Origin of the sequence: Anaeromicropila herbilytica (assembly GCF_016591975.1) — a bacterium.
GTDB classification, from domain to species: Bacteria; Bacillota; Clostridia; order Lachnospirales; family Lachnospiraceae; genus Anaeromicropila; species Anaeromicropila herbilytica.
The window spans coordinates 2,020,838-2,044,449 of the sequence record NZ_AP024169.1; the positions used below are offsets into that span (position 1 = coordinate 2,020,838).

General features: G+C 31.9%; 26 protein-coding genes. 22 read left to right on the forward strand and 4 right to left on the reverse strand.

Going from position 1 to position 23,612, the window contains the following annotated elements; all coding sequences use genetic code 11:
- Window position 1 precedes the first annotated feature (1 nt).
- From aroD to bsdtb5_RS08585, 3 genes are all read right to left on the reverse strand, one after another.
- The gene (aroD, locus tag bsdtb5_RS08575) at window positions 2–766 is read right to left on the reverse strand and encodes a type I 3-dehydroquinate dehydratase (RefSeq protein WP_271715611.1); all 765 of its coding nucleotides are present in this window, start codon (window positions 764–766) and stop codon (window positions 2–4) included.
- Complete coding sequence (locus bsdtb5_RS08580) at window positions 763–1,320, reverse strand: shikimate kinase (protein WP_271715612.1); 558 nt, start codon at window positions 1,318–1,320, stop codon at window positions 763–765. The genes aroD and bsdtb5_RS08580 overlap by 4 nt, the downstream gene beginning before the upstream one ends.
- A gap of 116 nt (window positions 1,321–1,436) precedes the next feature.
- On the reverse strand, window positions 1,437–2,207 hold the full coding sequence (locus tag bsdtb5_RS08585; protein WP_271715613.1) for a shikimate dehydrogenase family protein: 771 nt from the start codon (window positions 2,205–2,207) through the stop codon (window positions 1,437–1,439).
- A gap of 665 nt (window positions 2,208–2,872) precedes the next feature.
- Here bsdtb5_RS08585 and spoIIIAA point away from each other — a divergent pair.
- The 20 genes from spoIIIAA to bsdtb5_RS08685 all read left to right on the forward strand — a co-directional run bounded on the left by spoIIIAA (window position 2,873) and on the right by bsdtb5_RS08685 (window position 19,842).
- Complete coding sequence (gene spoIIIAA, locus bsdtb5_RS08590; RefSeq protein ID WP_271715614.1) at window positions 2,873–3,832, forward strand: stage III sporulation protein AA; 960 nt, start codon at window positions 2,873–2,875, stop codon at window positions 3,830–3,832.
- A 14-nt stretch (window positions 3,833–3,846) separates the two neighbouring features.
- Window positions 3,847–4,371, forward strand: coding sequence for a stage III sporulation protein AB (locus bsdtb5_RS08595; protein WP_271715615.1), 525 nt, complete (start codon window positions 3,847–3,849; stop codon window positions 4,369–4,371).
- 88 nt (window positions 4,372–4,459) lie between these two features.
- Window positions 4,460–4,654, forward strand: a complete 195-nt coding sequence (gene spoIIIAC, locus bsdtb5_RS08600) for a stage III sporulation protein AC (RefSeq protein ID WP_271715616.1) — start codon at window positions 4,460–4,462, stop codon at window positions 4,652–4,654.
- 22 nt (window positions 4,655–4,676) lie between these two features.
- Window positions 4,677–5,060: a SpoIIIAC/SpoIIIAD family protein gene (locus tag bsdtb5_RS08605; RefSeq protein ID WP_330611984.1), complete on the forward strand. Its 384-nt coding sequence runs from the start codon at window positions 4,677–4,679 to the stop codon at window positions 5,058–5,060.
- A 98-nt stretch (window positions 5,061–5,158) separates the two neighbouring features.
- Window positions 5,159–6,436, forward strand: coding sequence for a stage III sporulation protein AE (locus tag bsdtb5_RS08610; protein WP_271715617.1), 1,278 nt, complete (start codon window positions 5,159–5,161; stop codon window positions 6,434–6,436).
- 38 nt (window positions 6,437–6,474) lie between these two features.
- On the forward strand, window positions 6,475–7,152 hold the full coding sequence (locus bsdtb5_RS08615) for a stage III sporulation protein AF (protein ID WP_271715618.1): 678 nt from the start codon (window positions 6,475–6,477) through the stop codon (window positions 7,150–7,152).
- 4 nt (window positions 7,153–7,156) lie between these two features.
- Window positions 7,157–7,807, forward strand: a complete 651-nt coding sequence (locus bsdtb5_RS08620; RefSeq protein ID WP_271715619.1) for a stage III sporulation protein AG — start codon at window positions 7,157–7,159, stop codon at window positions 7,805–7,807.
- 10 nt (window positions 7,808–7,817) lie between these two features.
- Window positions 7,818–8,633, forward strand: coding sequence for a SpoIIIAH-like family protein (locus bsdtb5_RS08625; protein ID WP_271715620.1), 816 nt, complete (start codon window positions 7,818–7,820; stop codon window positions 8,631–8,633).
- Between the two features lie 127 nt (window positions 8,634–8,760).
- Window positions 8,761–9,150, forward strand: coding sequence for an Asp23/Gls24 family envelope stress response protein (locus bsdtb5_RS08630; protein WP_271715621.1), 390 nt, complete (start codon window positions 8,761–8,763; stop codon window positions 9,148–9,150).
- A gap of 309 nt (window positions 9,151–9,459) precedes the next feature.
- A complete protein-coding gene (gene nusB, locus bsdtb5_RS08635; RefSeq protein ID WP_271715622.1) occupies window positions 9,460–9,855 on the forward strand; it encodes a transcription antitermination factor NusB in 396 nt (131 codons plus the stop codon).
- Window positions 9,856–9,882: 27 nt separating this feature from the next.
- The gene (xseA, locus tag bsdtb5_RS08640) at window positions 9,883–11,091 is read left to right on the forward strand and encodes an exodeoxyribonuclease VII large subunit (RefSeq protein ID WP_271715623.1); all 1,209 of its coding nucleotides are present in this window, start codon (window positions 9,883–9,885) and stop codon (window positions 11,089–11,091) included.
- 22 nt (window positions 11,092–11,113) lie between these two features.
- Window positions 11,114–11,323 (forward strand): exodeoxyribonuclease VII small subunit, encoded by a 210-nt coding sequence (xseB, locus tag bsdtb5_RS08645; RefSeq protein ID WP_271715624.1) that lies wholly within the window; start codon window positions 11,114–11,116, stop codon window positions 11,321–11,323.
- Window positions 11,313–12,212 (forward strand): polyprenyl synthetase family protein, encoded by a 900-nt coding sequence (locus tag bsdtb5_RS08650; RefSeq protein ID WP_271715625.1) that lies wholly within the window; start codon window positions 11,313–11,315, stop codon window positions 12,210–12,212. The genes xseB and bsdtb5_RS08650 overlap by 11 nt, the downstream gene beginning before the upstream one ends.
- Before the next feature lie 79 nt (window positions 12,213–12,291).
- Entirely contained in the window at window positions 12,292–14,157 is a 1,866-nt protein-coding gene (gene dxs, locus bsdtb5_RS08655; protein WP_271715626.1) for a 1-deoxy-D-xylulose-5-phosphate synthase, read from the forward strand.
- A 111-nt stretch (window positions 14,158–14,268) separates the two neighbouring features.
- Window positions 14,269–15,183, forward strand: a complete 915-nt coding sequence (locus bsdtb5_RS08660; protein WP_271715627.1) for a TlyA family RNA methyltransferase — start codon at window positions 14,269–14,271, stop codon at window positions 15,181–15,183.
- 17 nt (window positions 15,184–15,200) lie between these two features.
- Window positions 15,201–16,097 carry an NAD(+)/NADH kinase gene (locus bsdtb5_RS08665; protein ID WP_271715628.1) on the forward strand — a complete coding sequence of 299 codons (897 nt, stop codon included), beginning with the start codon at window positions 15,201–15,203 and terminating at the stop codon, window positions 16,095–16,097.
- Window positions 16,066–16,545 carry an arginine repressor gene (argR, locus tag bsdtb5_RS08670; protein ID WP_271715629.1) on the forward strand — a complete coding sequence of 160 codons (480 nt, stop codon included), beginning with the start codon at window positions 16,066–16,068 and terminating at the stop codon, window positions 16,543–16,545. The genes bsdtb5_RS08665 and argR overlap by 32 nt, the downstream gene beginning before the upstream one ends.
- Before the next feature lie 241 nt (window positions 16,546–16,786).
- Window positions 16,787–17,515, forward strand: coding sequence for a YebC/PmpR family DNA-binding transcriptional regulator (locus tag bsdtb5_RS08675; protein WP_271715630.1), 729 nt, complete (start codon window positions 16,787–16,789; stop codon window positions 17,513–17,515).
- Window positions 17,516–17,807: 292 nt separating this feature from the next.
- Complete coding sequence (locus tag bsdtb5_RS08680) at window positions 17,808–18,620, forward strand: transglutaminase domain-containing protein (protein ID WP_271715631.1); 813 nt, start codon at window positions 17,808–17,810, stop codon at window positions 18,618–18,620.
- Window positions 18,621–18,693: 73 nt separating this feature from the next.
- Window positions 18,694–19,842 (forward strand): transglutaminase domain-containing protein, encoded by a 1,149-nt coding sequence (locus bsdtb5_RS08685; RefSeq protein WP_271715632.1) that lies wholly within the window; start codon window positions 18,694–18,696, stop codon window positions 19,840–19,842.
- 78 nt (window positions 19,843–19,920) lie between these two features.
- Here bsdtb5_RS08685 and bsdtb5_RS08690 read toward each other — a convergent pair whose 3' ends face one another.
- Complete coding sequence (locus bsdtb5_RS08690) at window positions 19,921–20,637, reverse strand: CPBP family intramembrane glutamic endopeptidase (RefSeq protein WP_271715633.1); 717 nt, start codon at window positions 20,635–20,637, stop codon at window positions 19,921–19,923.
- 410 nt (window positions 20,638–21,047) lie between these two features.
- Between bsdtb5_RS08690 and bsdtb5_RS08695 the strand changes: the two genes are divergently transcribed.
- Both bsdtb5_RS08695 and bsdtb5_RS08700 read left to right on the forward strand, forming a co-directional pair.
- The gene (locus bsdtb5_RS08695) at window positions 21,048–21,683 is read left to right on the forward strand and encodes a hypothetical protein (RefSeq protein ID WP_271715634.1); all 636 of its coding nucleotides are present in this window, start codon (window positions 21,048–21,050) and stop codon (window positions 21,681–21,683) included.
- 3 nt (window positions 21,684–21,686) lie between these two features.
- On the forward strand, window positions 21,687–23,342 hold the full coding sequence (locus bsdtb5_RS08700; RefSeq protein ID WP_271715635.1) for an Mbeg1-like protein: 1,656 nt from the start codon (window positions 21,687–21,689) through the stop codon (window positions 23,340–23,342).
- Window positions 23,343–23,612: the final 270 nt, after the last annotated feature.

The following is a 23,612-nucleotide window of genomic DNA, read 5'->3' on the forward strand; positions in this document are numbered from 1 at the left end:
TTTACAAATTTTTGTGAATTAGTTCAAGAATCGTTGAAATTTCTGAGACAGGCATTTGACCAGGAGCACTTTTCTTATTTGCAGATGCGAATGTTATAGAAGAACCAAAGAATTCACCAGATAATCGACTGATTAGGCCTAGGCTACCCATTGCCATTGTTATGATAGGGCCACTTGCATGAAGTTCCTTCATTTCGCTTGTTGCCTCTAATAATGTAAATACATCGGATAGATGATTTGGCATAACTGCTATCTTTGGAATATCTGCACCTAAATCCTGCATTTTACAGAGTCTTTTTAGTATTTCGCTTTTAGAAGGTGTTCTATCAAAATCATGGTTTGAAGCTATTACATAACAATGATGCTGGTGTGCATATTCAATCAGGGAAAGAGCTTCACTTTCACCAGTAAATAATTCAACATCAATAAAATCTATGAGACCAGTATTAATAGCTACTTCATTTAAATCTATATAATCAGAGACAGCAATGTCTTTATTTCCACCTTCTCTTTTGGTACGAAAAGTAAAAAGAATAGGAAGGTCAATTAAGATCTCGCTTAAAATGACAAGGATATCCTTCACTTTATTACAGTCGGTAGAATCTTCGAACCAATCGACTCTCCATTCAACAATATCAACGGGCATATCTTTTATCATAGTTGCCTCTTTTATAATATTGTCTTTCGTTTCTTCAACGATTGGGACACATATCTTTGGAATCCCATCACCAATGGTTCTGTTTTTTACTTGAATTACTCGCTTCATGGTAAATTCTCCTGACTATTCGTGGTAGTAAATTGACTTGGCAATGTAAAATTTACTTTGGATAGAATTTCTTTCGCAATGGCAGTGATATCTTTATTGTCTGTTTCGATTATAATGTCTGCTACAGATAAATATTTATCTTTCCGTTTGTTCATTAACTCTTCTATAAAAGGAAGATTCATATTGTTCCTTAAGATAGGGCGGTCCTGATTTTCTTTCACTCGTTCTAAAATTGTTTCTGGAAGAGCAGTCAATAAGACGATTTGACCTTTGCATTTTAACAATTCTACATTTTTATCTCTTAGAACAATTCCTCCACCGCAAGAGATAATAATATGATTTATATTCTGTAAATCAGTGAGTGCTTTAGTTTCTAAATCGCGAAAATATTCTTCACCATGTTTTGAGAAAAGATCAGGAATTGATAATCCTTCTTTTTCCTCCACGTATTGATCGGTATCAATTTCTTTATACCCTGTAAGTTTACTCAATTCATGAGAAATCGTAGTTTTTCCTGTTCCCATAAATCCGATTAATATTATATTATCCTTCATTTTTCATGTTCCTTTACGTAAAGTTATATGATAAGGTAACCATTCTAGCTATCACTGTAAAAAAAATTGAGATCTTCTATTAGTATTTTATCGATTAAGAATGTTAGTTAATCATCCTAAAATGTTTCCAATTGTTTTTTTATTTCAAGATAGATTGGGTGAATAACAGAATCATTGATTTCCTTTTCAAGAAAGAATTCAACAGCATATTTGGCTTGCGCAACTAACATTTCAAGTCCTGTAATTGCTTTTATATTTAAGCTTTTGGCTTGAAGTGTTAATTTCGTCTCAATCGGATTATAGATTACATCAACAACTGCTTCACATTTGGTGAAATAACTTATATCAAGAGGGCTAGCTTCAATGTTTGGATACATGCCGACTGGAGAGGTATTTATTATTACCCCAGCATCAGCATGTAATCTAATACATTCTTCTGCAGTGAAAGTATCCGTTGCTGGCTTATGATAAAGTATCACAATATCTTTCGCCTCCAAATAGTTAAGGACTGCAAGAATGGATTTGGAAGCGCCACCATTACCAATTACAATTACTTTTTTATCTTTAATAATAATATTATTTTTCCTAAGCATATATAGAAAACCATTAAAATCAGTGTTATGTCCAATTAGTTTCCCATCTTTATTCACAATGGTATTCACAGAACCGATATGCATCGCATTCTCATCCACTTCATCAAGATATTCCATTACATCAATCTTATAAGGAATAGTAACATTAATCGCTTTAAAATTCCTTTCTTTCATAAACTCAGGAAATTCTTCTCTTGTTAGAGGCGTAATCTCATATTTATAATCAGCTAGCTTCTCATGAATCTGTTTCGAATAACTATGCCCTAATTTTTCTCCAATTAATCCGTATTCCATGGGATGGTCCTCCTGCTCTTTAATTTACTTATTTCTGTCTAAAACTTTCTAGAAAAAATTAAATCTTCTCACTTTATTTTTCATATGGTGTACTTTTATATATAAGAAAACATTATAACACAATACAAATATCATAATACATAGTTTTATCAAATGCAACAAAATTCTTTGATGCTTTAAATCAACAAAGTGATATCGCTAGTGCTTTAATTCAGTTTTATATATTTATTTAGTTTTCTACTAAGATTAACATATAAAACATGACGCAGACAAGGGAATTACAGTAACTAAGCCAAAGATAAAATAAGCCTAGACAGTCTACCAATCTTCGTGTATTTGCAGTGGGTGTAGGGCGCCTTTTTCAGGCTTGTGGATGTTCTTATGGAAGACTATTTCGGTATAGATACAAAAAACTCGCTGTTTGACGACCAAAGGGAGGAGTTCGAGTTTTTTGTATCTGCCATACCGAAAGAGCCTTCCATTAGAACATCCCAAGCCTGAAAACGAAACCCTACACCCACTGCAAATACACGAAGATTCACTAACCTCCCTAGGCTTATTTTATCAGGCCCCATAGACACTAATATTTTTATTGCAAAAGCAAATATAAAACTGGAATAATATTTTGTCCACCTCATATATTTAAGAATAAGGAGAGTGAAAGCATGGACAAAAGAGATGAAATCCTAAAAATCTTTTCTCTTAATCTAAGAAGAGTAATATCAAGCTTGGAACTTGATTATGAAAAGCTTCAAGAAATAAGACTTCGTGTCAATGGGCCATTAATTGTGATATATGATAACAAAGAATATTTTATCACAAAGGATAGTAACTTAGTGAATCTACAGGAAGAAGCTTACCTTGTATCGCAGAATGAGATAAGGGAGACGATGGAATATATCAGTAACTATTCTATGTATGCCTTTGAAGATGAAATAAAACAGGGATTTATCACAATTCAAGGAGGACACCGAATTGGTATTGCAGGTAAGACCATATTGGAGAATGATAAAATCAAGAATATAAAACATATCTCCTTTATTAATATTCGTCTATCTCATCAGATTAAAGGATGTGCCAGTAAAGTATTACCATTTATTATGAATGGAACAGAAGATATTTTCCATACGCTAATAATATCACCTCCAAGATGTGGTAAAACAACCTTATTAAGAGATGTCATTCGTCAATTATCGAATGGTCATTCAAAGTTCTTAGGGCAATCCGTTGGTGTAATTGATGAACGTTCGGAAATTGGAGCTTGCTATATGGGAGTACCTCAGAATGAACTAGGAATTCGGACAGACATCCTGGATTGTTGTCCAAAAGCAAATGGGATGATGATGTTAATAAGATCTATGTCTCCAAGGATTATAGCAGTAGATGAAGTGGGTTCCAAAGAAGATATAGAAGCGATTGAGTATGTTATTAACTGTGGTTGCAAATTAATTGCTACCGTACATGGTTCCTCAATTGATGACATTAAAACTAAACCTATACTTGGCAGATTGGTACGAGAAAAAATATTTGAACGATATATTGTTCTTAATAATCGAATAACAGTTGGAAATGTTGAAGAAATATACGATGCAAGAGGAAGCATAGTCTATAAATCAGGGGTATAAAAAGAGGTGGCAATATGTTGATTACAAAAATCATCGGAGTTATTTTAACAGTTTGTTCATCTGGTGCAATTGGAATCTACTTTAGCGATAGAATCAAAGATCGGATGAATGAATTAAAAGAGCTAAAGAAAATAATTCTTAGTCTAAGAGGTGATATACGATATGCTATGACGCCTCTTCCAGAGGCACTTAAGGTAATTGCAAGTAGACATGAAGGTAAATTTGAGACATTTTTAGAACATCTGTCGAAAGAACTTAATGAACTTGGAGGCATCACATTTCAAGAGATATGGAAGAAATGTGTGGAAGAGGATTTAAATGAAACAGCATTGACTAAGAAGGACAAGGTTTATCTTGGACAACTTGGTGAGAATCTTGGTTACCTGGATAAGGAAATGCAAATTAATACAATTGATTTATACATATCGCAATTAGAAACTGAGATTGAGGAACTTACTGGGTCAATGAAAGAGAAGACACATCTTTATAATTGTCTAGGCATTATGCTTGGAATCTTTATTGCGATTATAATTATATAGATTTAGCTTGACTTATATAAATGCATTTCTAAGGAGAGCAAAAGTTAATAATCAAGGAAGCATAATACAATAAAAGTGAGGGTAGGACATGACAATAGATCTGATATTTAAAATAGCTGCAGTTGGTATCTTAGTATCCGTTTTGAATCAGATATTAAAGCATTCAGGTAGAGACGAACAAGCATTTATTACCAGTCTTGCAGGATTAATTCTTGTGTTATTTTGGATAGTACCATATATCTATGAATTATTTGAAACAATTAAGAAATTATTTACCTTATAGAAAAAGGAAGATGAGGATTACTATGGTAAAGATTGCGTTAATTGGAATCGTAGCAGTTCTAATAGCTACTTATTTTAAAGTATATAAAGCAGAATATAGTATTTACATAGGAATTGTTGCAAGCATTCTAATCATTTATTTCGGTATCAGTAAGCTTAATATTATTATGAATACCATTAGAGAAATCGAGGGATTTATATCAATTAATCATACTTATCTCGAGATATTAATCAAGATTATTGGTATCACATATATTGCTGAGTTTTCCTCGAGCTTATGCAAAGATGCAGGACATGCAGCAATAGCAAATCAGATAGAATTAGTTGGAAAGCTTACCATTCTTACGATCAGTATGCCAATATTACTAGCTCTACTAGATACAATAAATGAGTTTTTACATGCGTAAAACCACCTGAGTTGTAATAAAGGAAAGGTAACAGATGGAATCTCGTATAAAAATATAAGTGTTAACTTTTATGAATGATAATACATAGTTGGTGAGAAATGATAGAAGAAAAAAAATTAAATAAAAATGGAAGTATAGATAAGATAGTGAGAGCAAAAAAGAAGATACTTGTTAAAATCCTTTGGCTATTGATAAGTATAACATTATTAGTTATTGGCTCTCAACATTATGTATACGCAAGTGAAATGACGAATATAGGCACAGATTCTGATACGAATTCTAATACTAATCAAGATTCGCTGTGGAATGATGATGATATAAGTACATATCAAGATGAATTTGACTATTCTGAGATTCAGAGAGTTATTAACCGGGTAGTGAAAAACAGCAATGGAATTGATTTTACTGAATATGTGAACAAGCTAATAAGTGGAAAGGAACCGTTATCTATCAAAGGAATTCTAAGTCAACTAAAAGAGAGCCTTTTAGGTGAAATCGAAGGAAATTTAAATATTATCTTTGAATTAATAGGACTTGCTATTGTGGCAGCCATCTTTTCCAATTTTTCTAATATGTTTAAGAATAATCAGGTTTCTGAAACAGGATTTTATGTAACATATCTCTTATTGTTTACTATATTAACAGCGTCATTTTATCAGACATCTGTTATCGCATCAGATACATTAGAAAGTGTCATGGATTTTATGAAAGCACTGGTGCCCACCTATTTTCTATCAATAACCTTCGCAGCAGGAGCAAATACATCACTTGTTTTTTATGAATCTACATTATTTTTAATTACCATTGTTGATTTTATACTGATTAAAGTTATGCTTCCTCTGGTTAATATCTATATGCTACTTATCTTGGCAAATAACTTATCTAAGGAAGACATGCTATCAAAATTTGCTGAATTAATTGACACTTTAATATCTAGCGCGCTTAAGGGACTATTGGCTTTCGTTGTTGGAATTAATACAATTCAAGGGTTTATTGTTCCTGTAGCAGACAGTGTGAAGAATTCCGTATTATTAAAGGCAACAAGTGCCATTCCAGGTGTAGGTAATTCCTTTGAGGCAGTTACTAAAACAGTACTAGGAGCAGGCGTATTGGTGAAAAATGCCATAGGAGTAGCGGGCTTAATTGTTATTATTATAATATGTGCAGTTCCGGTAATTAAGCTGCTATTGATTGCTTTAATTTATAAGTTTGGAGCAGCTGTAGTACAACCTATATCCGATAAAAGAATCATAAATTGTATCAATGGAGCAGCAAGAGCATTTAAATTGTTATTTAGTACAGTAACAGTGGGAGCAATTTTATTTCTATTAACAATTACTATTATCATAGCTTCCACCAATTTTAGACTAAGATAAAGGATTGGATTTAATGAATTGGAGGAGCTATCCAATTTTTGAATAGGTCATCAAATATTGAAAGGTTGGGTACAAATATGGAGATTCTCTATTCTTGGATAAGAAACATCATCGTATACATCATTCTACTTAATATTGTTATGAATCTGTTGGGTAAGAGTAGTTATAAAAAGTATATAGGTGTTTTTACTGGCATGATACTAGTTTTGATAGTAGTAGCTCCAATCATAAAAGTCATTAAGGCTTCGAATACACTAGACTACTATTTTGAATCAAATAATTTAGCTTTGAATGCAAATGATGTGAGCAATGAAATGATACAGATGGAAGGTAAACAAAAAGAAACAATATATAAGCAGTATAAAGCAAAAATTGCGAATCAAATTAGTCAAATTGTTGAAAAACAAGGTTTGCATACAAAAAGTATTGATGTAGAGATATATGAAGATAAGAAAAGCGATGACTTTGGTAAAATTAAATCCATTCAGGTGGTTGCTAGTCATACTAATAAGAGCAAAGGAAAAAGTTCTAATTCTAATATTAAAAAGATTACCATTGATAAAATTGTTATAAAAGAAGAAAAATCAGAAAGTAATAATAGTAGCGAAAATGGAGCTAATGAGGTTTCGTCTGTAGAAGAGACAATGCTAAAAAACAGCTTGGCTGACTTCTATAATATCTCTTTGGATAATATAAATATTAGTATACAGGAGTAATGCTATGGAAAACAAAATGAATCAAATAGTGGAAGATGATGGGGATAAAAAAGAGAAAGGCAAGAAGAAAACGAAGTTAACAATTAAGGAGATCGGTCTTGAAAGATTAGTAATCCTATTATTATGCGGTATATTCTTAATTGTTCTTACTATCCCAGATATCTTTCCAAAACAGAGCAAAAAATCAAGTACAAGTGTTGATTACAAAAGCAGCACGCAAAAGTTAAGTGCTACATCAGTAAAAAGCAATGATTACATTGACTTGTATACAAGCAGATTAGAAAATGAATTAACAACAATGCTAAAAAAAGTCAATGGAATCGGCCAAGTGGAAGTAATGATCACTGCAAAATCTTCCAAAGAATTAGTAGCATTAAAAAATGAACCTTATTCTCAAGAAAGTGTAAATGAAACGGATGGAGATGGTGGAAGTAGAATTAGTAGTAACACAAGTAAAGAAAATGAAACAGTGCTAGTCAACCAAGATGGAGATTCAGTTCCTTTTATTGTGAAAGAATTAGAACCACAACTTGAGGGAGTACTAGTAATTGCAGAAGGGGGCGATAATCCGAACGTAATAAGTGAAATAATTGAAGCAGTTGAGGTATTATTTGACGTGCCTACACATAAAATTAAAGTAATGAAAATGAATTAGGAGGTTAGTAATGAAAAATATATTTAGAAAGAACCAAGTAATTATTACCGCTTTAGTATTAATGATTGTTATTGCAGGTTATCTAAATTTTACGAATGACAAAGTGGCTAACCAGAAAGAGAATCAAAACTCATATGTTCAAGCAGACAGTAAAAATGTAGCTTCAGATGGTACTAATGTAGACGTGGACTCCTTATTATCTTCTGCAGATCTAGCTAGCGATGATTTCATGGTAGAGAATGCTGGTGATACAGATGATTTAACCGCAGATACGAAAGACAAATCTAGTAAAGATGTAGCTTCTTCTGATTCCAAATTGACAACTGATATATCGGATGAAGACGAATTAGCTGCAAGTGATGATAGCATTCCAGTTTCCGATAGTGGTGAATTAGTAACAAGTAAGAAAGATGATAAAACTAATTCAAAAGATTCTACAGGAGACGCAGTGCTTGTTAATAATACAATAAGTAGCGGTTATTTTTCAAAAAACAAATTAAAACGAGAACAGAATAGAGCACAAGAGAGAGCTGATTTATTAGATATCATAAATGATAAAAATGTATCAGATGAACAAAAAGAAGTAGCTATCGATAGTATTGTTAAGATGAATGAAATTAAAGAAAAAGAAAATGTAACAGAATCTCTAATTGAGGCTAATGGATTCGAAAATGTTTTAGTATTAATTCTTGACAATAGTGTTAATGTTGTAATTGAAACTACTGGCTTGTCAGATCAGCAATTAGCACAAATAGAAAGTATTGTTAAGGATAAAACCGGAGTATCAATTGAAAATATAAACATTAAACCAGTGAAAACAAAATAGAAAATAAATTAAAAAGCAATTGAATAAAGTAATTGCAAAAGTTTCTAAGTTTGTTATAATAATCATAAGATATATTAATACAATAGCTAATTTATGAACTGTTGTGTGAACTTAGGAGGTAAATACATTGAATAAAGAACAAGAGAATCGCAGTAGTTATAAAATACATGAAAAAAGTAAAGTTGGTGAAGTTCAAATTGCTGATGAAGTCGTTGCAATCATTGCAGGCATAGCTGCAACAGAAGTAGAAGGTGTAGCTTCTATGTCAGGCAATATTACCAATGAGTTGGTAGGAAAACTTGGAATGAAAAACCTTTCAAAGGGCGTTAAAGTTGATGTATCAAGCGAAGCAGTTATCGTTGATCTAGCATTAGTTCTTGAATATGGTTATAGTATTCCAAAGACTTCAAAAAGCGTGCAAGATAAGGTTAAAACTGCAATAGAGAACATGACTGGACTTAATGTGTCAGAAGTGAATGTTCGAATTGCTGGAGTTAATATTGAAAATAGCAAATAAGACTTCCTAATATCAACTAAATAGTGTATAATATAGAACAACCCTTGAATATTTATTATTTAAGGGTTGTTTATTCGGGTTGAAATGTGTATTATATTAAAGGTTTAATATTCAAGGTATAGAATAAAATGCTAAATCAAGTTGATGCTATAAAAAATGTATAAAATATAGCTATTCATGATATTTATAGGTAATAATTAAGATATTATACGTTGAATTAAAAAAATATAAAATGTGATGGAAGTGCTAAAAGCTATTTCCAACTTAAAATGTACGTCTACGATAAAATCGTGGACAGGAGGTTTAAATATGAATAGAAGAGAAATAAGAGAGCATTTATTTCTTATGTTGTTTCGCAAAGATTTTCATGAAGATAGAGAGCTAAATGAGCAAATTAGTCTTTATTTCGACAGCTTAGAAATGCCAAAAGAAGAAGATTTAAATTACTTAAAGAACAAATTTGATAAAATAATTAGTCACATTACTAATATTGATGAGTGTATTGAAGCAGCTTCAAGTGGCTGGAAATTAACTCGTATGGGTAAAGTGGATTTAACTATTCTTAGATTAGCTACTTATGAAATGAAGTATGATGAAGATATTCCAACAGGAGTTGCAATTAATGAAGCAGTAGAGATTGCAAAGAAATTCGGTGGAGATAGTTCTTCAAGCTTTGTAAATGGAATCTTAGCAAAAATCGTGTAACAATGGAAGAGGAGGTAATACAGCGAGATGGATCATGTTTATTCCGTTACTCAAATAAATTCTTACATTAAGAATATGTTTATGAGAGATTATGCCCTAAATAATATCTATATCAAAGGTGAAGTCTCTAACTGTAAATACCATACCTCAGGCCATATTTATTTTACTTTAAAAGATGACAAGGGACAGATGGCTTGCGTAATGTTCGCAGGTCAAAGAAGTGGTCTTAGTTTTCGAATGAGTGAAGGCCAAAGTGTAATAGTACTTGGTAGTGTTAATGTCTATGAACGAGATGGAAAATATCAATTATATGCTAGAGAGATATTACTTGATGGAGCAGGAATTCTATATCAGAAATTCGAGAAGTTGAAAAGTGAATTAGAAGAGGAAGGTTTATTTGACGCAATCTACAAAAGACCAATTCCTAAGTATCCTACAAAAGTTGGTATCGTAACTGCAAAAACAGGTGCTGCCATTCAAGATATCATGAATATCTCATATCGAAGAAATCCTTATGTCCAACTCATTCTCTATCCTGCATTAGTGCAAGGAGAAGGTGCTGTATCTAGCATTGTGAAAGGTATCAATATCTTGGACGAGCAAAATCTTGACATTATTATCGTTGGTCGAGGTGGTGGTTCCATTGAGGATTTATGGGCATTTAATGAAGAAGAGGTTGCAAGAGCAATATTTAATGCATCAACTCCAATAATCTCAGCTGTAGGTCATGAAACTGATACAACAATTGCGGACTTTGTCTCTGATCTTAGGGCTCCAACCCCTTCTGCAGCAGCAGAACTTGCAATACCGCTTTTTTCTGATATCGACAATCTTATTTGGAACTATAACAGTGTATTGAATGATCGTATGAATAGAAAAGTATCTTTATTCAAGCATCAATTAGATAAATTATCTATTCAATTAGAATATGCCAATCCTACATATCAGGTCAGACAGAAGAGGCAATTATTATCCGATATGGAAGATAAGCTTAGGAATGTCATGCAATCAAAACTCAGAGATAAAAGGCATCAACTTGCTATCTATATAGAAAAAATGAATGGATTATCTCCACTACAGAAATTAAACAAAGGGTACGCATTGGTTGTCGATAAGGAGAATCATATCGTCAATAGTATTGATAAAGTTGAGATTAAGGAAACTCTGACGATTTCGTTAACGGATGGAGATGTAATCGCAAAAGTTACGGATAAGAAAGTAAGGAAGCGAGCATAACTAGAAAGGAATGATATATGGTATGGCGAATAAAGCAAAGTCTTTAGAAACATCAATAGAAGAATTAAATGATATTTTAATAAAGTTAGAAAGTGAAGACATTACATTAGATCAATCCTTTCAGTTATACAATGATGGAATGAAATTATTAAAACATTGTAATGATTCCATTGATAAAATAGAGAAAAAAATAATAATCTTAAATGAGAATGGTGATAGTAATGAACTATAACGAGGAGCAGAATTTAAGAATTGCTTATATCGAAGAAATTATTAGAAATTATCTCCCGGAAGAAAAAGGATATCAGAAAACAGTATTAGAAGCGATGAATTATAGTGTTCTTGCTGGCGGAAAAAGAATTAGACCAATGTTAATACTTGAGACATATCGTCTATTTGCAAAAGATAATGATAAAGTTCTAGAACCATTTATTGCTGCAATAGAAATGATTCACACATATTCCTTAGTGCATGATGATTTGCCTGCGATTGATAATGATGATTATCGAAGAGGTCGTAAGACAACACATGTTGTATATGGTGAAGCAATGGCAATTCTAGCTGGAGATGCGCTATTAAACTATGCCTATGAAGTAGCAACAAGGGCATTTGATTTGACTGAGGATACGAATCGTTTATTACAAGTAGCGAAAGCGCTAAAAGTTCTTGCTAGAAAACCTGGAATATATGGGATGATTGGCGGACAAGTTGTTGATGTTGAATTAACCAATAGTGAGATTCCGAAGGAAAAATTGAATTTTATATATGAATTAAAAACAAGTGCTTTAATCGAAGCTTCCATGATGATTGGGGCAATTTTGGCGGGTGCTAATGATAAAGAACTCTTAGTAGTCGAAGAAGCGGCAAGAAATATAGGACTTGCATTTCAGATTCAAGATGATATTTTAGATGTTACTAGTTCAGTTGAAGTGCTTGGTAAACCAATCAATAGTGATGAAAAGAATAATAAGACAACATATGTTACGATAGAAGGAATTAACAAGGCCCAAAAAGATGTAGAGAAAATGTCCAAAATAGCAATTGATAACTTAACATCCTTAAATAAAGAAAATCAATTTCTATTTGAATTGATTCATAAATTAATAAACAGAGAAAAATAGTGTCGTAAAATTCTAAATAGATATATAAATAGGCTCTTATTTTGGGAAAGAGTAAAGATGATAAAGAAGGTGAACATAGTTGTCAGATATTTTAGATAGAATAAATGAACCAAATGATATTAAGAATATAGAGCCTGAGGAATATTCCTTATTAGCCAAGGAAATTCGTCGGTTTTTAGTAGATAGAATAAGTAAAACAGGTGGACATCTGGCGTCTAACCTTGGTGTAGTTGAATTAACAATGGCTATGCATTTATGTTTAGATTTACCAAAGGATAAAATTGTATGGGATGTTGGCCATCAATCGTATACACATAAGATCCTTACAGGACGTAAAGATATGTTTATGACTCTGAGAAAATATGGAGGACTTAGTGGTTTTCCAAAATGTTCAGAAAGCTGTTGTGATTCGTTCAATACAGGACATAGCTCGACGTCAATATCTGCAGCATTAGGGTTGGCGAAAGCACGAGAACTTAAAAAGGAAGATAGCACAGTATTTGCAGTTATTGGAGATGGTGCTTTATCTGGTGGTATGGCCTATGAAGCTCTTAACAATGCTGCAAGGCTTAAGTCTAATCTTGTGATTGTATTAAATGATAATAATATGTCTATATCAGAAAATGTAGGTGGTATGGCTACTTATCTTGGAAAGATTAGAACAAATACGAAATATCTTGGTTTAAAAGATGGTGTTGAGGGTGTTCTGAAAAAAGTTCCTATGGTAGGCGATTTTATGATTGACCGAATCAAGAAATCAAAAGATTCCATTAAAAGACTTGTAATTCCTGGAATGCTATTTGAGGATATGGGACTTACTTATATCGGACCAATTGATGGTCATAATATGGAACAGTTAGTTACAGCTTTTCGTGCTGCAAAGCAAATGAAGGAAGCGGTAATTGTTCATGTAGTCACCAAAAAGGGAAAAGGATATAGACAAGCAGAGTTAAATCCACCAAAGTTCCATGGGGTAGATCCTTTTGATATAAAATCTGGCAAATCTAAGAAAGAAAAGAATTATCAAACATATACAGATTATTTCTCAGAAGCCTTAGTAGAGCTTGCCAAAGAGGATGAAAGAATTGTTGCTATAACAGCAGCAATGCCATCTGGAACAGGATTAACACAATTTCAAGAGAAATATAAGAGTCGATTTTTTGATGTAGGAATAGCCGAAGAACATGCGGTAACATTTGCAGCAGGATTAGCAGCAGGTGGTTTGAAGCCAGTTGTTGCAATCTATTCAACTTTCTTACAAAGAGCATATGATCAGATTCTTCATGATGTATGTATTAGCAACCTACCAGTGATTTTTGCAATTGATAGAGCTGGAATCGTTGGAAGTGATGGTGATACACATCAGGGTATATTCGATATATCTTTTTTATCAAGTATTCCTAATCTTACAATAATGGCACCTAAGAACGGACAGGAGCTAAAAGAGATGTTGCGATATGGGGTAAACTATGATGGTCCTATCGCAATTCGTTATCCTAGAGGTGAAAGCTATAATGGATTAGAGGAATTCCATTCTCCAATTGAATATTCGAAGAGTGAAATAATCTATCAAGAAAAGGAAATTGCTTTACTTGCGGTAGGAAGTATGGTGCAAACAGCAGTTGATGTTAGAGAGGAACTGAAGAAGTTAGGCCATTCAGTTACACTTATAAATGCAAGATTCATTGCGCCAATTGATGAAGATGATATAGCAACTATTGCAAGCACGCATAATGTAGTAGTGACATTAGAGGAAAATGTATTGAATGGAGGATATGGGCAGGCAATCTCCCATATATATAGCAAGAAACATCTAAATGAATCCAACCTTTTAACAATAGCACTTCCTAATGAATTTTTACCTCATGGGGATTGTGATATATTAAAGGCTCAGAATGAGATAGATGCACAATCGATAGTTCAAAGAATTCAATCACAGATATAATTGATGAAATGTGCGTGTATGAATGAGTAATTAGTAGGAAATTCTTACTGTTTTAGGCCTATTCAATATTTTCATAATAGGTCATAAAAGAATGAAAGGCATGTGTAAAAGATGAAAGAAAGATTAGATGTCTTAGTTGTAAAGAGAAATCTAGCTGAATCTAGAGAAAAAGCAAAAGCAATCATTATGTCTGGTAATGTACTTGTCGATGGAGAAAGGGAAGATAAGGCGGGAAGTATGTTTCCTGATTCAGTGAATATAACAATAAAAGGTAATGTATTAAAGTATGTCAGTCGGGGTGGCTTAAAGTTAGAAAAGGCAATTGATCATTATGGAGTTGATTTAAACGGCAAAACTTGCATGGATGTAGGGTCTTCTACGGGAGGTTTTACGGACTGCATGCTTCAAAATGGTGCAGTCAAAGTTTATGCAGTGGATGTAGGTACGAATCAATTAGCGTGGAAACTTCGTCAAGACGAACGTGTAGTCTGTATGGAAAAGACAAATATTAAGCATGTAACAAAAGCTGATATTGCTGATGATATTGATTTTATTTCGATAGATGTTGCTTTTATATCATTAACCAAAGTGTTAATTCCTGTACGTAATCTGTTAATGGAAAATGGAGAAGTTGTTTGTCTTATCAAACCACAATTTGAAGCAGGTAGAGAGAAGGTAGGCAAAAAAGGTGTAGTGCGAGATAAAGAGGTACATTTAGAAGTAATTGAGAATGTAATCAAATTCGCAGTAAGTATAGGATTTCGTATTAAGAATTTAGATTTTTCACCGATAAAAGGACCAGAAGGAAATATTGAATATCTGCTTCATTTAGTTAAGTGTAATGATGACAACTTTAAGAATATTTTAGTAGATCATGATGCTATAGAGGATGAGGATTATAATACTACAACTAGATATACAGAATTAACCATGGAACAATGCAGTGAATATGTTGATAATAAGGAACTTGTTAATCTTTTAAATAGTGTAAAACAAATTGTAGAGGAAGCACATATGGCTTTATAATGTGTGAGGAGAAACGTATGAATAGTTTTTGCATCATAACTAATTATGAAAAAGATTATAATTTGGAAACAACGAATTTGGTGAAAGATTATTTAATGTCAAAAAATAAGAAATGTGTCATTGTTGATAGTATATCAGAAGAATTAGGCTATCAATATACGGATATCAATAGTATTCCTCCAGGCACAGAATGTGCAATCGTATTAGGTGGAGATGGTACCATAATCCGTGCCGCAAATGATTTGCGCTCAAGATCGATACCAATTCTTGGTATTAATCTGGGAACATTAGGATTCTTAACTGAAATTGAAAAAGTTAATATTAATTCTGCTCTTCAAAGTTTAATTGATGATGAGTTTTGCGTTGATCATAGAATGATGTTAAGCGGAAGAATAATCATTGATGAAGAATTAGATAGCGAAAGACAAGCTATGAATGACATAGTGATCACTCGAAGAGATTTTTCTAAAATTATAAGCGTAACTATATACGTTAACAAGGAATATGTCGATACATATAGAGGAGATGGGGTTATTATATCGACGCCTACAGGTTCAACAGGATATAATCTGTCGGCTGGTGGACCTATCGTCTTACCAAATACGAAATCAATTGTGATTACTCCAATTTGTCCTCATACCTTCATGAATAGAAGTATTATCGTATCTGATGAAGATGAGATAACAGTTATAATTGGCGAGACTAAGAAGAATCAGTATGAAAAAGCAATTGTAACGTTGGATGGTAACCAAGGAATTGAATTACAAAAAGGTGATAGTGTAGTAATTAAAAAGACTGAGGAAGAAATTAAACTTCTTAAAATCTATGATACAAGTTTTTTTGAAGTTTTACGTAATAAGTTCATGAAAAAAGGAGTAGGTTATGAAAGTTGGAAGACAAACGAAGATAATTGAGTTGATCAATGAAAATAATATAGAGACACAAGATGAATTGGCTGATCTATTAATAGCAGCAGGTTACAATGTAACACAGGCGACGATATCAAGAGATATTAGAGAACTTAAATTGACTAAAGTAGCTGGAAATAACGGAAAGCAAAAGTATATCGTATTAAATAGTCAAGATACAGTAGTAAGTGAAAAGTATGTTAGAATACTAAAAGATTGTTATGTCTCAATGGATATTGCACAGAATCTGGTAATTGTGAAAACAGTTTCTGGTATGGCTATGGCTGTCGCTGCAGCAATTGACGCTTTAAAATTTAAAGGATGCATTGGTTGTGTTGCAGGTGATGATACAATTATGTGTGTGATAAAGACAATTGAAGAAGCCGAAGAGTTCATGGATAAAATCAAAAAATTAATTAATGCAAAGAGTATTAAAAGTGCTTTAGAAGAATAAGATAGCGATACAAGTTTAGCTAAAGTTAGAAAATAAAGGTTGTAAGATATAAAAAACGGTGTTAGAATTAACTCTGTTAACATATGGCTACTGAATTATCAGCAGTACTTATTAGCTTGAAAATATAAAAATATTTTCAAACTTAGAATATAAGCGTAAGAGTACATCGTACGCTTGGATGTTAGTGAATCAAAAGATTCCACTAACGTTCTATAATAGAGAGTTAAAAAGGAGAATTGATATGTCAGGACATTCAAAATTTGCAAATATTAAACATAAAAAAGAGAAAAACGATTCTGCAAAAGGTAAAATCTTTACTAAAATAGGTCGTGAAATTGCAGTTGCTGTTAAAGAAGGTGGAGCAGATCCAGCAAATAATAGCCGTCTTCGCGATATTATTGCAAAAGCGAAATCAAACAATATGTCAAATGATACAATTGATCGTAGTATCAAAAAAGCAGCTGGAGATGGTAATGCAGTAAATTACGAATTTGTAACTTATGAAGGATATGGACCAAACGGTACAGCAATCATCGTGGAAGCGCTTACAGATAATAAAAACCGTACTGCTTCTAATGTACGTAATGCATTTACAAAAGGTAACGGAAATGTTGGAACACAAGGTTGTGTATCCTTTATGTTCGATAAAAAAGGCCAAATCATTATTGATAAAGAAGAATGCAATATGGAATCAGATGAGTTAATGATGGTAGCATTAGATGCTGGTGCAGAAGATTTTAATGAAGAAGATGATAGCTTTGAAATCCTTACAGATCCAGATAACTTTAGCGAAGTAAGAGAAGCTTTAGAAAATGCAAAGATTAGCATGGCTAGTGCAGAAGTTACTATGATTCCTCAGACTTGGGTTGAACTTACTGAAGAACATGACGTGAAGATGATGCAAAGAACTCTTGATTTACTTGACGAAGATGATGATGTACAAGAAGTATATCATAACTGGGAAGAGTAAGTGAGGCTTTAGAAAAGTAAGTAATTTCAACGGTTTGAACCTAGTTTGTAAAATGTATATTCGATATAAAATAGGCTAAAAATAAGCCAGTGATGGTAAATATCATATATTGTGTGTTCGGTGATAGATATATGCAATTTGACCTCCTTAACATTTATCTAATGTCTAAGGAGGTCTTTTTATGTTAAATCAAAGAACTAATCTATAGATTTTACTAAGTTTACTAGTGAGTTAAATTCACAATAGCGTGTCTTAGAAAAAGTTAAATCAGTGAAAGGGTGGTGGAGGTATAATGAAATCTAAATTATTTTCAATTATTCTTATTATTTCTATATGTTTTACCGTATTACCAATAGATGTATCTGCTCGTAATATTAATATTAGTATAACAAATAGCAAATATAACACCACTACTGCGTGTTGGGATTTTACCATACAATCTAATACAAAAAGCAAGATATACTATTCATTCAAAGACAGTGAAGTTCTTAACTACAAATGTGAATCAATAAAGAGTGGTCAAGTGGTGTCAGTTCCATCAAGTCTAATCAATGACTCATTCAATACATTAAAGCTGTTTACTTTAGATAAGAAAAATAATATAAAAGATAAAATGTACTACAGGGTTGATATAATCGCAAGAAATACTTATATGAAAGACTTGAATAATTTATGTAATTCAATTTACAATCAAGAAGATAGCCAGTATATTAAAGCAAGAAAATTGTATACTTGGATTGGAAAAAATAAAACGTATAAATACGATGGTTTAACTAATCATGAATATGGTGCTTTTTATGGTATCTCATCAGCCTGTAGTGGCTTTTCAAGACTATATGTTGATATGTGTTCTATTGCAGGAATAAAATGTGAATATGTAAGTGACGAAATAGTAGACTATAAGTATAAAGAGTGGCACTCATGGAATCATATACATTTAGATGATAAAATATATTTTGTTGATCCTACTTGGTCTGGTGTTTGTTTTGAAAACAAAGTAGATTATAGTCATTTCTGTAATAATGGAATTGTAAATCATATTGTAACAGAAAAATATGACCTAAGTAGCACTCTGTACGACAACTATAATCAGTATTTCGATTAAGAACTGCAAGAAATGTACGGAGCAATTGGGCTTAATATTTATTGCGTTGATGGTAATATTAGGAGGTTTAAAGATGAGACATAAAAAATATGCTGTAATATTCTTTGTATTATGTTTATCCTTTTTGCAATTTAATAATGCATCTGCTTCAATTATAAAATCAGACCTCAATTCACAAGGTATGAGAGTATATTATGTATCTAATTATGAAGAAAACATGTTGGCTCTTAGCATTATAAAAGCTAACAGATATGAAAATGTAAAGATAATATATTCGAGTAAAATGAGACTTTCAATGGATGATTATAAAAAGGAAGTTTTTAATCAAATATATTATCCAATAGACAAACTTAAGTGTGCTTCCTATGGTATAGGATTATGTAATGGATTTTTAATAACGAAAATCAGTTATTATAAAAATAGAACAACGTCAGTTCAATATAGATTCTTTTATGCGGAAACCAAAGATCAGTCTAATTACGTTGATAATGTGATTAATACAGATATCAAAAATAATATAAATAACCTACATTCAGATTATCAAAAAGCCTATTGGGCATATCAGTGGGTTATTGATCATGTACACTACGATGAGACACTTACATATGATTCAGGCTATTTAGGATTAACAAACTTAGGTACTGTATGCAAAGGATATGCTTCATTGTACAGTAATATTGCAGACAAATTGGGCTTAGAATGTAGATATATTGAAGGTTCTGTTTTTAATTCTAAATATAATAATCATGCATGGAACATATTGAAAATTAATGGAAAATGGTATTGCATTGATACTACTTTTGGAGATTATTATAATTCAAATGACTATTTTTTAGTTTCTGTCAATTCTTTAATGAATGATAATTTTAGTTATCATAAATCTATGGCTTATGATAGTTATGCAAAACATGGTGAAATATTTTCTGAAACTAATTACGATAAATTAGAATCGGTTGATAATAATAACACAATATCACCATCTGTTTACCGTGTTAATATGGATGTTTTACGAGTTAACTATTTAAAAATAGGTGAAAAATATAATTATATGATATCAAATAAAGATAATATAAATATGGAATTTACAAGTACTAATGAAAATATAGTTGCGGTAGACAGCAATGGACTAATAACAGCAATTGGTATTGGGACTGCTACAGTAAGCGCTTATAATATAGGTTTAAATATTAGACAAGATATTTTAATATCTGTTTCAAAATAATATTATTGAGAATTAAATAAAATAACAATAGTGGGGCGTCTTTTATAAGATGCCTTTTTTGGAATATTCATCTGCTTATTAAGAATTATACTTTTCAGTCCTAGATTTCTTTAAGAAATAAAAGAATATAATTATTGCAACAATAGTTCCAATATAACTTACAGAGTAATCGATAATAGCGTGCACTAAAGTTGGTATCCATAAGGATTTGCTTTTTTCTAGAAGATAAATATAATACCAACCAATAAGAATACCTCCACCTATTTCACTACATATAGACAAAATAAATTGAGGTAAATTAGCGTTAGACACTATAGAAGGTAATATAGAATGCATGATTCCCCATAAGGTACCACTAATAATAATTGCTAAATACTTTGAATTAGATTTAATTTTATTGTATATGAATCCCCTATAAATAAATTCTTCACCAAAAGCAATAACTACAAGATAAAAAAAGAATCGGTATAAACCCAATATTCCAAATTCATTATGCAGAATAAATAATATAGTCATAACTCCTAAAAGAGCCATAATCTCATATTTACTATTCATACACAGCTGAAAATCACTTAGCTGCTTTTTGCAAGCAATTATAATTATGGATGGAATGAAAAGCATAGCAAGAAAATCGATAAGAAACTTTGTAGTGATGGTATTCCATGTAACTTCATTTATGCTAAAAAGTAAATTGTTTTTATGTGCAAAATATATAATGAAGTAAAACCAAATAAAATCAAAGACTCCTGTTAAAATAGGTATGATTAAATAGTTATTTTTCTTAAATAAAGACATACGGATTCTCCTTTTAAAAATAAGTCATCTGTTTTATTTATTATATGGAATTATTATACAATATTAAAATGAAAATTACTATTTAGAAAACGAAAACTTCATAACAATAGATGCAGATTAAAAGAAAAATAAATAGTAGCAAATAGTCATAAAGTGCTATGTTAATTTATTGAATTCTAAATTATGATAAGAGTATATGGAGGGATGTGGAAATACCGTGATATTCCATAAAGTAAGTTTCTTTTTATATGAGTAGATATGGCTATTTGCTTAAGATGCTTTATTTAAATGAACCTAACAATAATAATTAAGATATGGGGGTTAAGATTATATTTCAAATTAAAAAGAATCAGAAAAAAACTATATTTATATGTTATGTAATACTAACACTAATAGGGGTAGGTGGTTGCATGTTTTTTGGAAATTCTACGGATAAGTTAATAAGATATATGGATAAAAAGTATGCTGAGAAATTCGAGTATGTTTCACCATATGGAGGGAAGCTAGGAAGTAAAACTACAAAGATCCTCGTGAAAAGTGATAAGTTCCCGGAGGAAACTATCTTAGTACAAAGGACCAAAGAAAAAGATGGAGATTATGTATACCGTGATAATTATACTGCTTTTTTATTAAGAGGTGAATTGCGTTCACTGTTAACGGATATTACTGGCTATGTATTTGAAAGTTCAGAGTATAAATTATTCTATAATGTTACATTGAATGCTTTACCTGAGAACTACGATAACAATACTTCAATGGAGGAATATACTTCGAACGGTAATAGTTTAATTGATTTTACCATCGTGCTGAATTCAAACGTAGATGAAAGCAGGAAAGAACAATATGTAGAAAAATTAGGAAAAGAATTAGAGAAGAATCATATTGTAAGCAGCTTTTCTATCTATTTTGCCAATGATAATCATACTTTTGATATGTTAAGTTACAAGAATATCAATGATTTCCTTATGAAGTCCGATTGGTATTCACAGAGAGGGATTTTTACTTATAGCAATTCGTATCAATTATTAAGTGGTGAATGGAGGTAAAGTATGGCTCAGAATATGAATGTCAATCAAGATGTTAATCGTTCGGCTGTTTTGGATACTTTTATGTATCTAGATTATAAGGTAAAAGAAGATGGACTAAGCATTAGTCAGGTATTAGATAAGGTATCAAGAGATGATAACTTTACTTCTCCTACAGGTGAATATCATGAAGAATATAATGTTATAAAAAGCGCAATTGAAACTGATCCGAATTTGGGAGATATGGTAGTTAGTGATCAAAGTTATAATCTAGGCTATGATTCAGGTACTAATGCATGTACCTTTACAGATCCATCAGATGGTAAGATATACGTAGCTTACCGTGGAACGGGTGATGGTGAATGGATGGATAATGGAAAAGGCATGTCAATCTCTTCAACGACCCAACAGCAAAGAGCAAGTGAATATTTTGATAATGTAGCCGAAAAGCATGGATGGACATCAGAAGATAATATTATTATCACTGGACATTCCAAAGGTGGTAATAAGGCTCAGTATGTTACGCTTAACTCTGAACATGGTAATTGCATTGACAAGTGTTATTCCTTTGACGGACAGGGATTTTCACCTAAGGCTATTGATGATATGAAGAGCAAATATGGAGAGGCAGGATATAATGATCGCCTGAACAAAATGTATTCTATCTGTGGTCAAGATGATTATGTCAATGTGCTAGGCAATAAAGTTATATCAGAAGATCACACCACTTATATTAATACACCAGTAGATCCTAAAAATTTTGCTGGCTATCATGATATTACATATATGTTTGCCAATGTAGATGGTAAGGGCAATACAACTTTTGATGGTTCGCTTAATAATACTGAGGATAGTCAAGGACCACTTGGAAAGTATGCAAAGGATTTATCAGAAAAAGTAATGAAACTACCAGAAGATCAACGAAATGATTGTGCTATGGCGATGATGCAAGTGATGGAATTAACAGGTGGACAGCCAAATGGATTGAATGGAGAAAAGTTAACTGCTGAAAATGTTATTGGATTTGCAGCTCATGGGGTACCTGCTATTGTATCTACATTAATAACAACGGAAGATGGTCGTAAAGTATTGAAACAATACCAAGATGTCTTATTACAAAGTATTTATGACAAACATGGTGCTTGGGCTGTTGCTGGAACAGTTGCTGGCGCTACATTTATTGCACCCTATGTAATAGAGGGAGCCATTGGAACTACTGTAATAGCGGATGCACTTGATACGATCATTGATCTAGGAAAAGCGGCAGTCCGTATTGCTTCTGAAATTGGAGATTTTGTAAATAGCTGTATCGATTATGCTTCTGATAGAATAAAGGATTTTGAAAATTGGGCAGTATCTCTCTTTGATCGAATAGGTGGCGGTCACAGGTATGCTGATTTTACATTTAACTACAGAGTGGCGAACGCAGAAATCGAGTTAATGAAAAAATATAAAGCGGAATTAATATCTATTAGGGAAAGAATCCGTAGTGTGAACTCTGAACTTAGCTTTGAAGTAACTTCTAGAAAAATGATTGGAATGGAGTTGACATATTTAGAAGAAACAATACAAAGATTATCTGAGAACATGGACTTCATGAAAGAAGTACTTGCTTATGCGAAGCAGACTTATGAAAAAACAGAGGATAAGATAATTGATAAAGGATACTTAACTATATAATTAATTTATTATGAAGGTGAGAAAAGTATGTAAAACCAAAGCAATTCGAACACATTTGTATCGAATCGCTTTGGTTTTTTATTTGATAGAATATTACTTTCTAATATGAAAATAAACGATATTATATTCAGATTTAAATCATAGTTTATATAAAATGCAGTATTATTCTTGAAAGTTTGTCTGGAGGTTGGATATGTCGTTTTCAAAAATAGGTTTGATTAATAAAAAGTATTGTATTTTTAAAATATTATGCTTAAATACTTTAGATAA

What these genes read in the sequence shown, in the direction of transcription:
- aroD (WP_271715611.1), bottom strand. Translation starts at nt 766, where the DNA reads ATGAAGCGAGTAATTCAAGTAAAAAACAGAACCATTGGTGATGGGATT.
- bsdtb5_RS08580 (WP_271715612.1), bottom strand. Translation starts at nt 1,320, where the DNA reads ATGAAGGATAATATAATATTAATCGGATTTATGGGAACAGGAAAAACT.
- bsdtb5_RS08585 (WP_271715613.1), bottom strand. Translation starts at nt 2,207, where the DNA reads ATGGAATACGGATTAATTGGAGAAAAATTAGGGCATAGTTATTCGAAA.
- spoIIIAA (WP_271715614.1), top strand. Translation starts at nt 2,873, where the DNA reads ATGGACAAAAGAGATGAAATCCTAAAAATCTTTTCTCTTAATCTAAGA.
- bsdtb5_RS08595 (WP_271715615.1), top strand. Translation starts at nt 3,847, where the DNA reads ATGTTGATTACAAAAATCATCGGAGTTATTTTAACAGTTTGTTCATCT.
- spoIIIAC (WP_271715616.1), top strand. Translation starts at nt 4,460, where the DNA reads ATGACAATAGATCTGATATTTAAAATAGCTGCAGTTGGTATCTTAGTA.
- bsdtb5_RS08605 (WP_330611984.1), top strand. Translation starts at nt 4,677, where the DNA reads ATGGTAAAGATTGCGTTAATTGGAATCGTAGCAGTTCTAATAGCTACT.
- bsdtb5_RS08610 (WP_271715617.1), top strand. Translation starts at nt 5,159, where the DNA reads ATGATAGAAGAAAAAAAATTAAATAAAAATGGAAGTATAGATAAGATA.
- bsdtb5_RS08620 (WP_271715619.1), top strand. Translation starts at nt 7,157, where the DNA reads ATGGAAAACAAAATGAATCAAATAGTGGAAGATGATGGGGATAAAAAA.
- bsdtb5_RS08625 (WP_271715620.1), top strand. Translation starts at nt 7,818, where the DNA reads ATGAAAAATATATTTAGAAAGAACCAAGTAATTATTACCGCTTTAGTA.
- nusB (WP_271715622.1), top strand. Translation starts at nt 9,460, where the DNA reads ATGAATAGAAGAGAAATAAGAGAGCATTTATTTCTTATGTTGTTTCGC.
- xseA (WP_271715623.1), top strand. Translation starts at nt 9,883, where the DNA reads ATGGATCATGTTTATTCCGTTACTCAAATAAATTCTTACATTAAGAAT.
- xseB (WP_271715624.1), top strand. Translation starts at nt 11,114, where the DNA reads ATGGCGAATAAAGCAAAGTCTTTAGAAACATCAATAGAAGAATTAAAT.
- bsdtb5_RS08650 (WP_271715625.1), top strand. Translation starts at nt 11,313, where the DNA reads ATGAACTATAACGAGGAGCAGAATTTAAGAATTGCTTATATCGAAGAA.
- bsdtb5_RS08660 (WP_271715627.1), top strand. Translation starts at nt 14,269, where the DNA reads ATGAAAGAAAGATTAGATGTCTTAGTTGTAAAGAGAAATCTAGCTGAA.
- bsdtb5_RS08665 (WP_271715628.1), top strand. Translation starts at nt 15,201, where the DNA reads ATGAATAGTTTTTGCATCATAACTAATTATGAAAAAGATTATAATTTG.
- argR (WP_271715629.1), top strand. Translation starts at nt 16,066, where the DNA reads ATGAAAGTTGGAAGACAAACGAAGATAATTGAGTTGATCAATGAAAAT.
- bsdtb5_RS08675 (WP_271715630.1), top strand. Translation starts at nt 16,787, where the DNA reads ATGTCAGGACATTCAAAATTTGCAAATATTAAACATAAAAAAGAGAAA.
- bsdtb5_RS08680 (WP_271715631.1), top strand. Translation starts at nt 17,808, where the DNA reads ATGAAATCTAAATTATTTTCAATTATTCTTATTATTTCTATATGTTTT.
- bsdtb5_RS08685 (WP_271715632.1), top strand. Translation starts at nt 18,694, where the DNA reads ATGAGACATAAAAAATATGCTGTAATATTCTTTGTATTATGTTTATCC.
- bsdtb5_RS08690 (WP_271715633.1), bottom strand. Translation starts at nt 20,637, where the DNA reads ATGTCTTTATTTAAGAAAAATAACTATTTAATCATACCTATTTTAACA.
- bsdtb5_RS08695 (WP_271715634.1), top strand. Translation starts at nt 21,048, where the DNA reads ATGTTTTTTGGAAATTCTACGGATAAGTTAATAAGATATATGGATAAA.
- bsdtb5_RS08700 (WP_271715635.1), top strand. Translation starts at nt 21,687, where the DNA reads ATGGCTCAGAATATGAATGTCAATCAAGATGTTAATCGTTCGGCTGTT.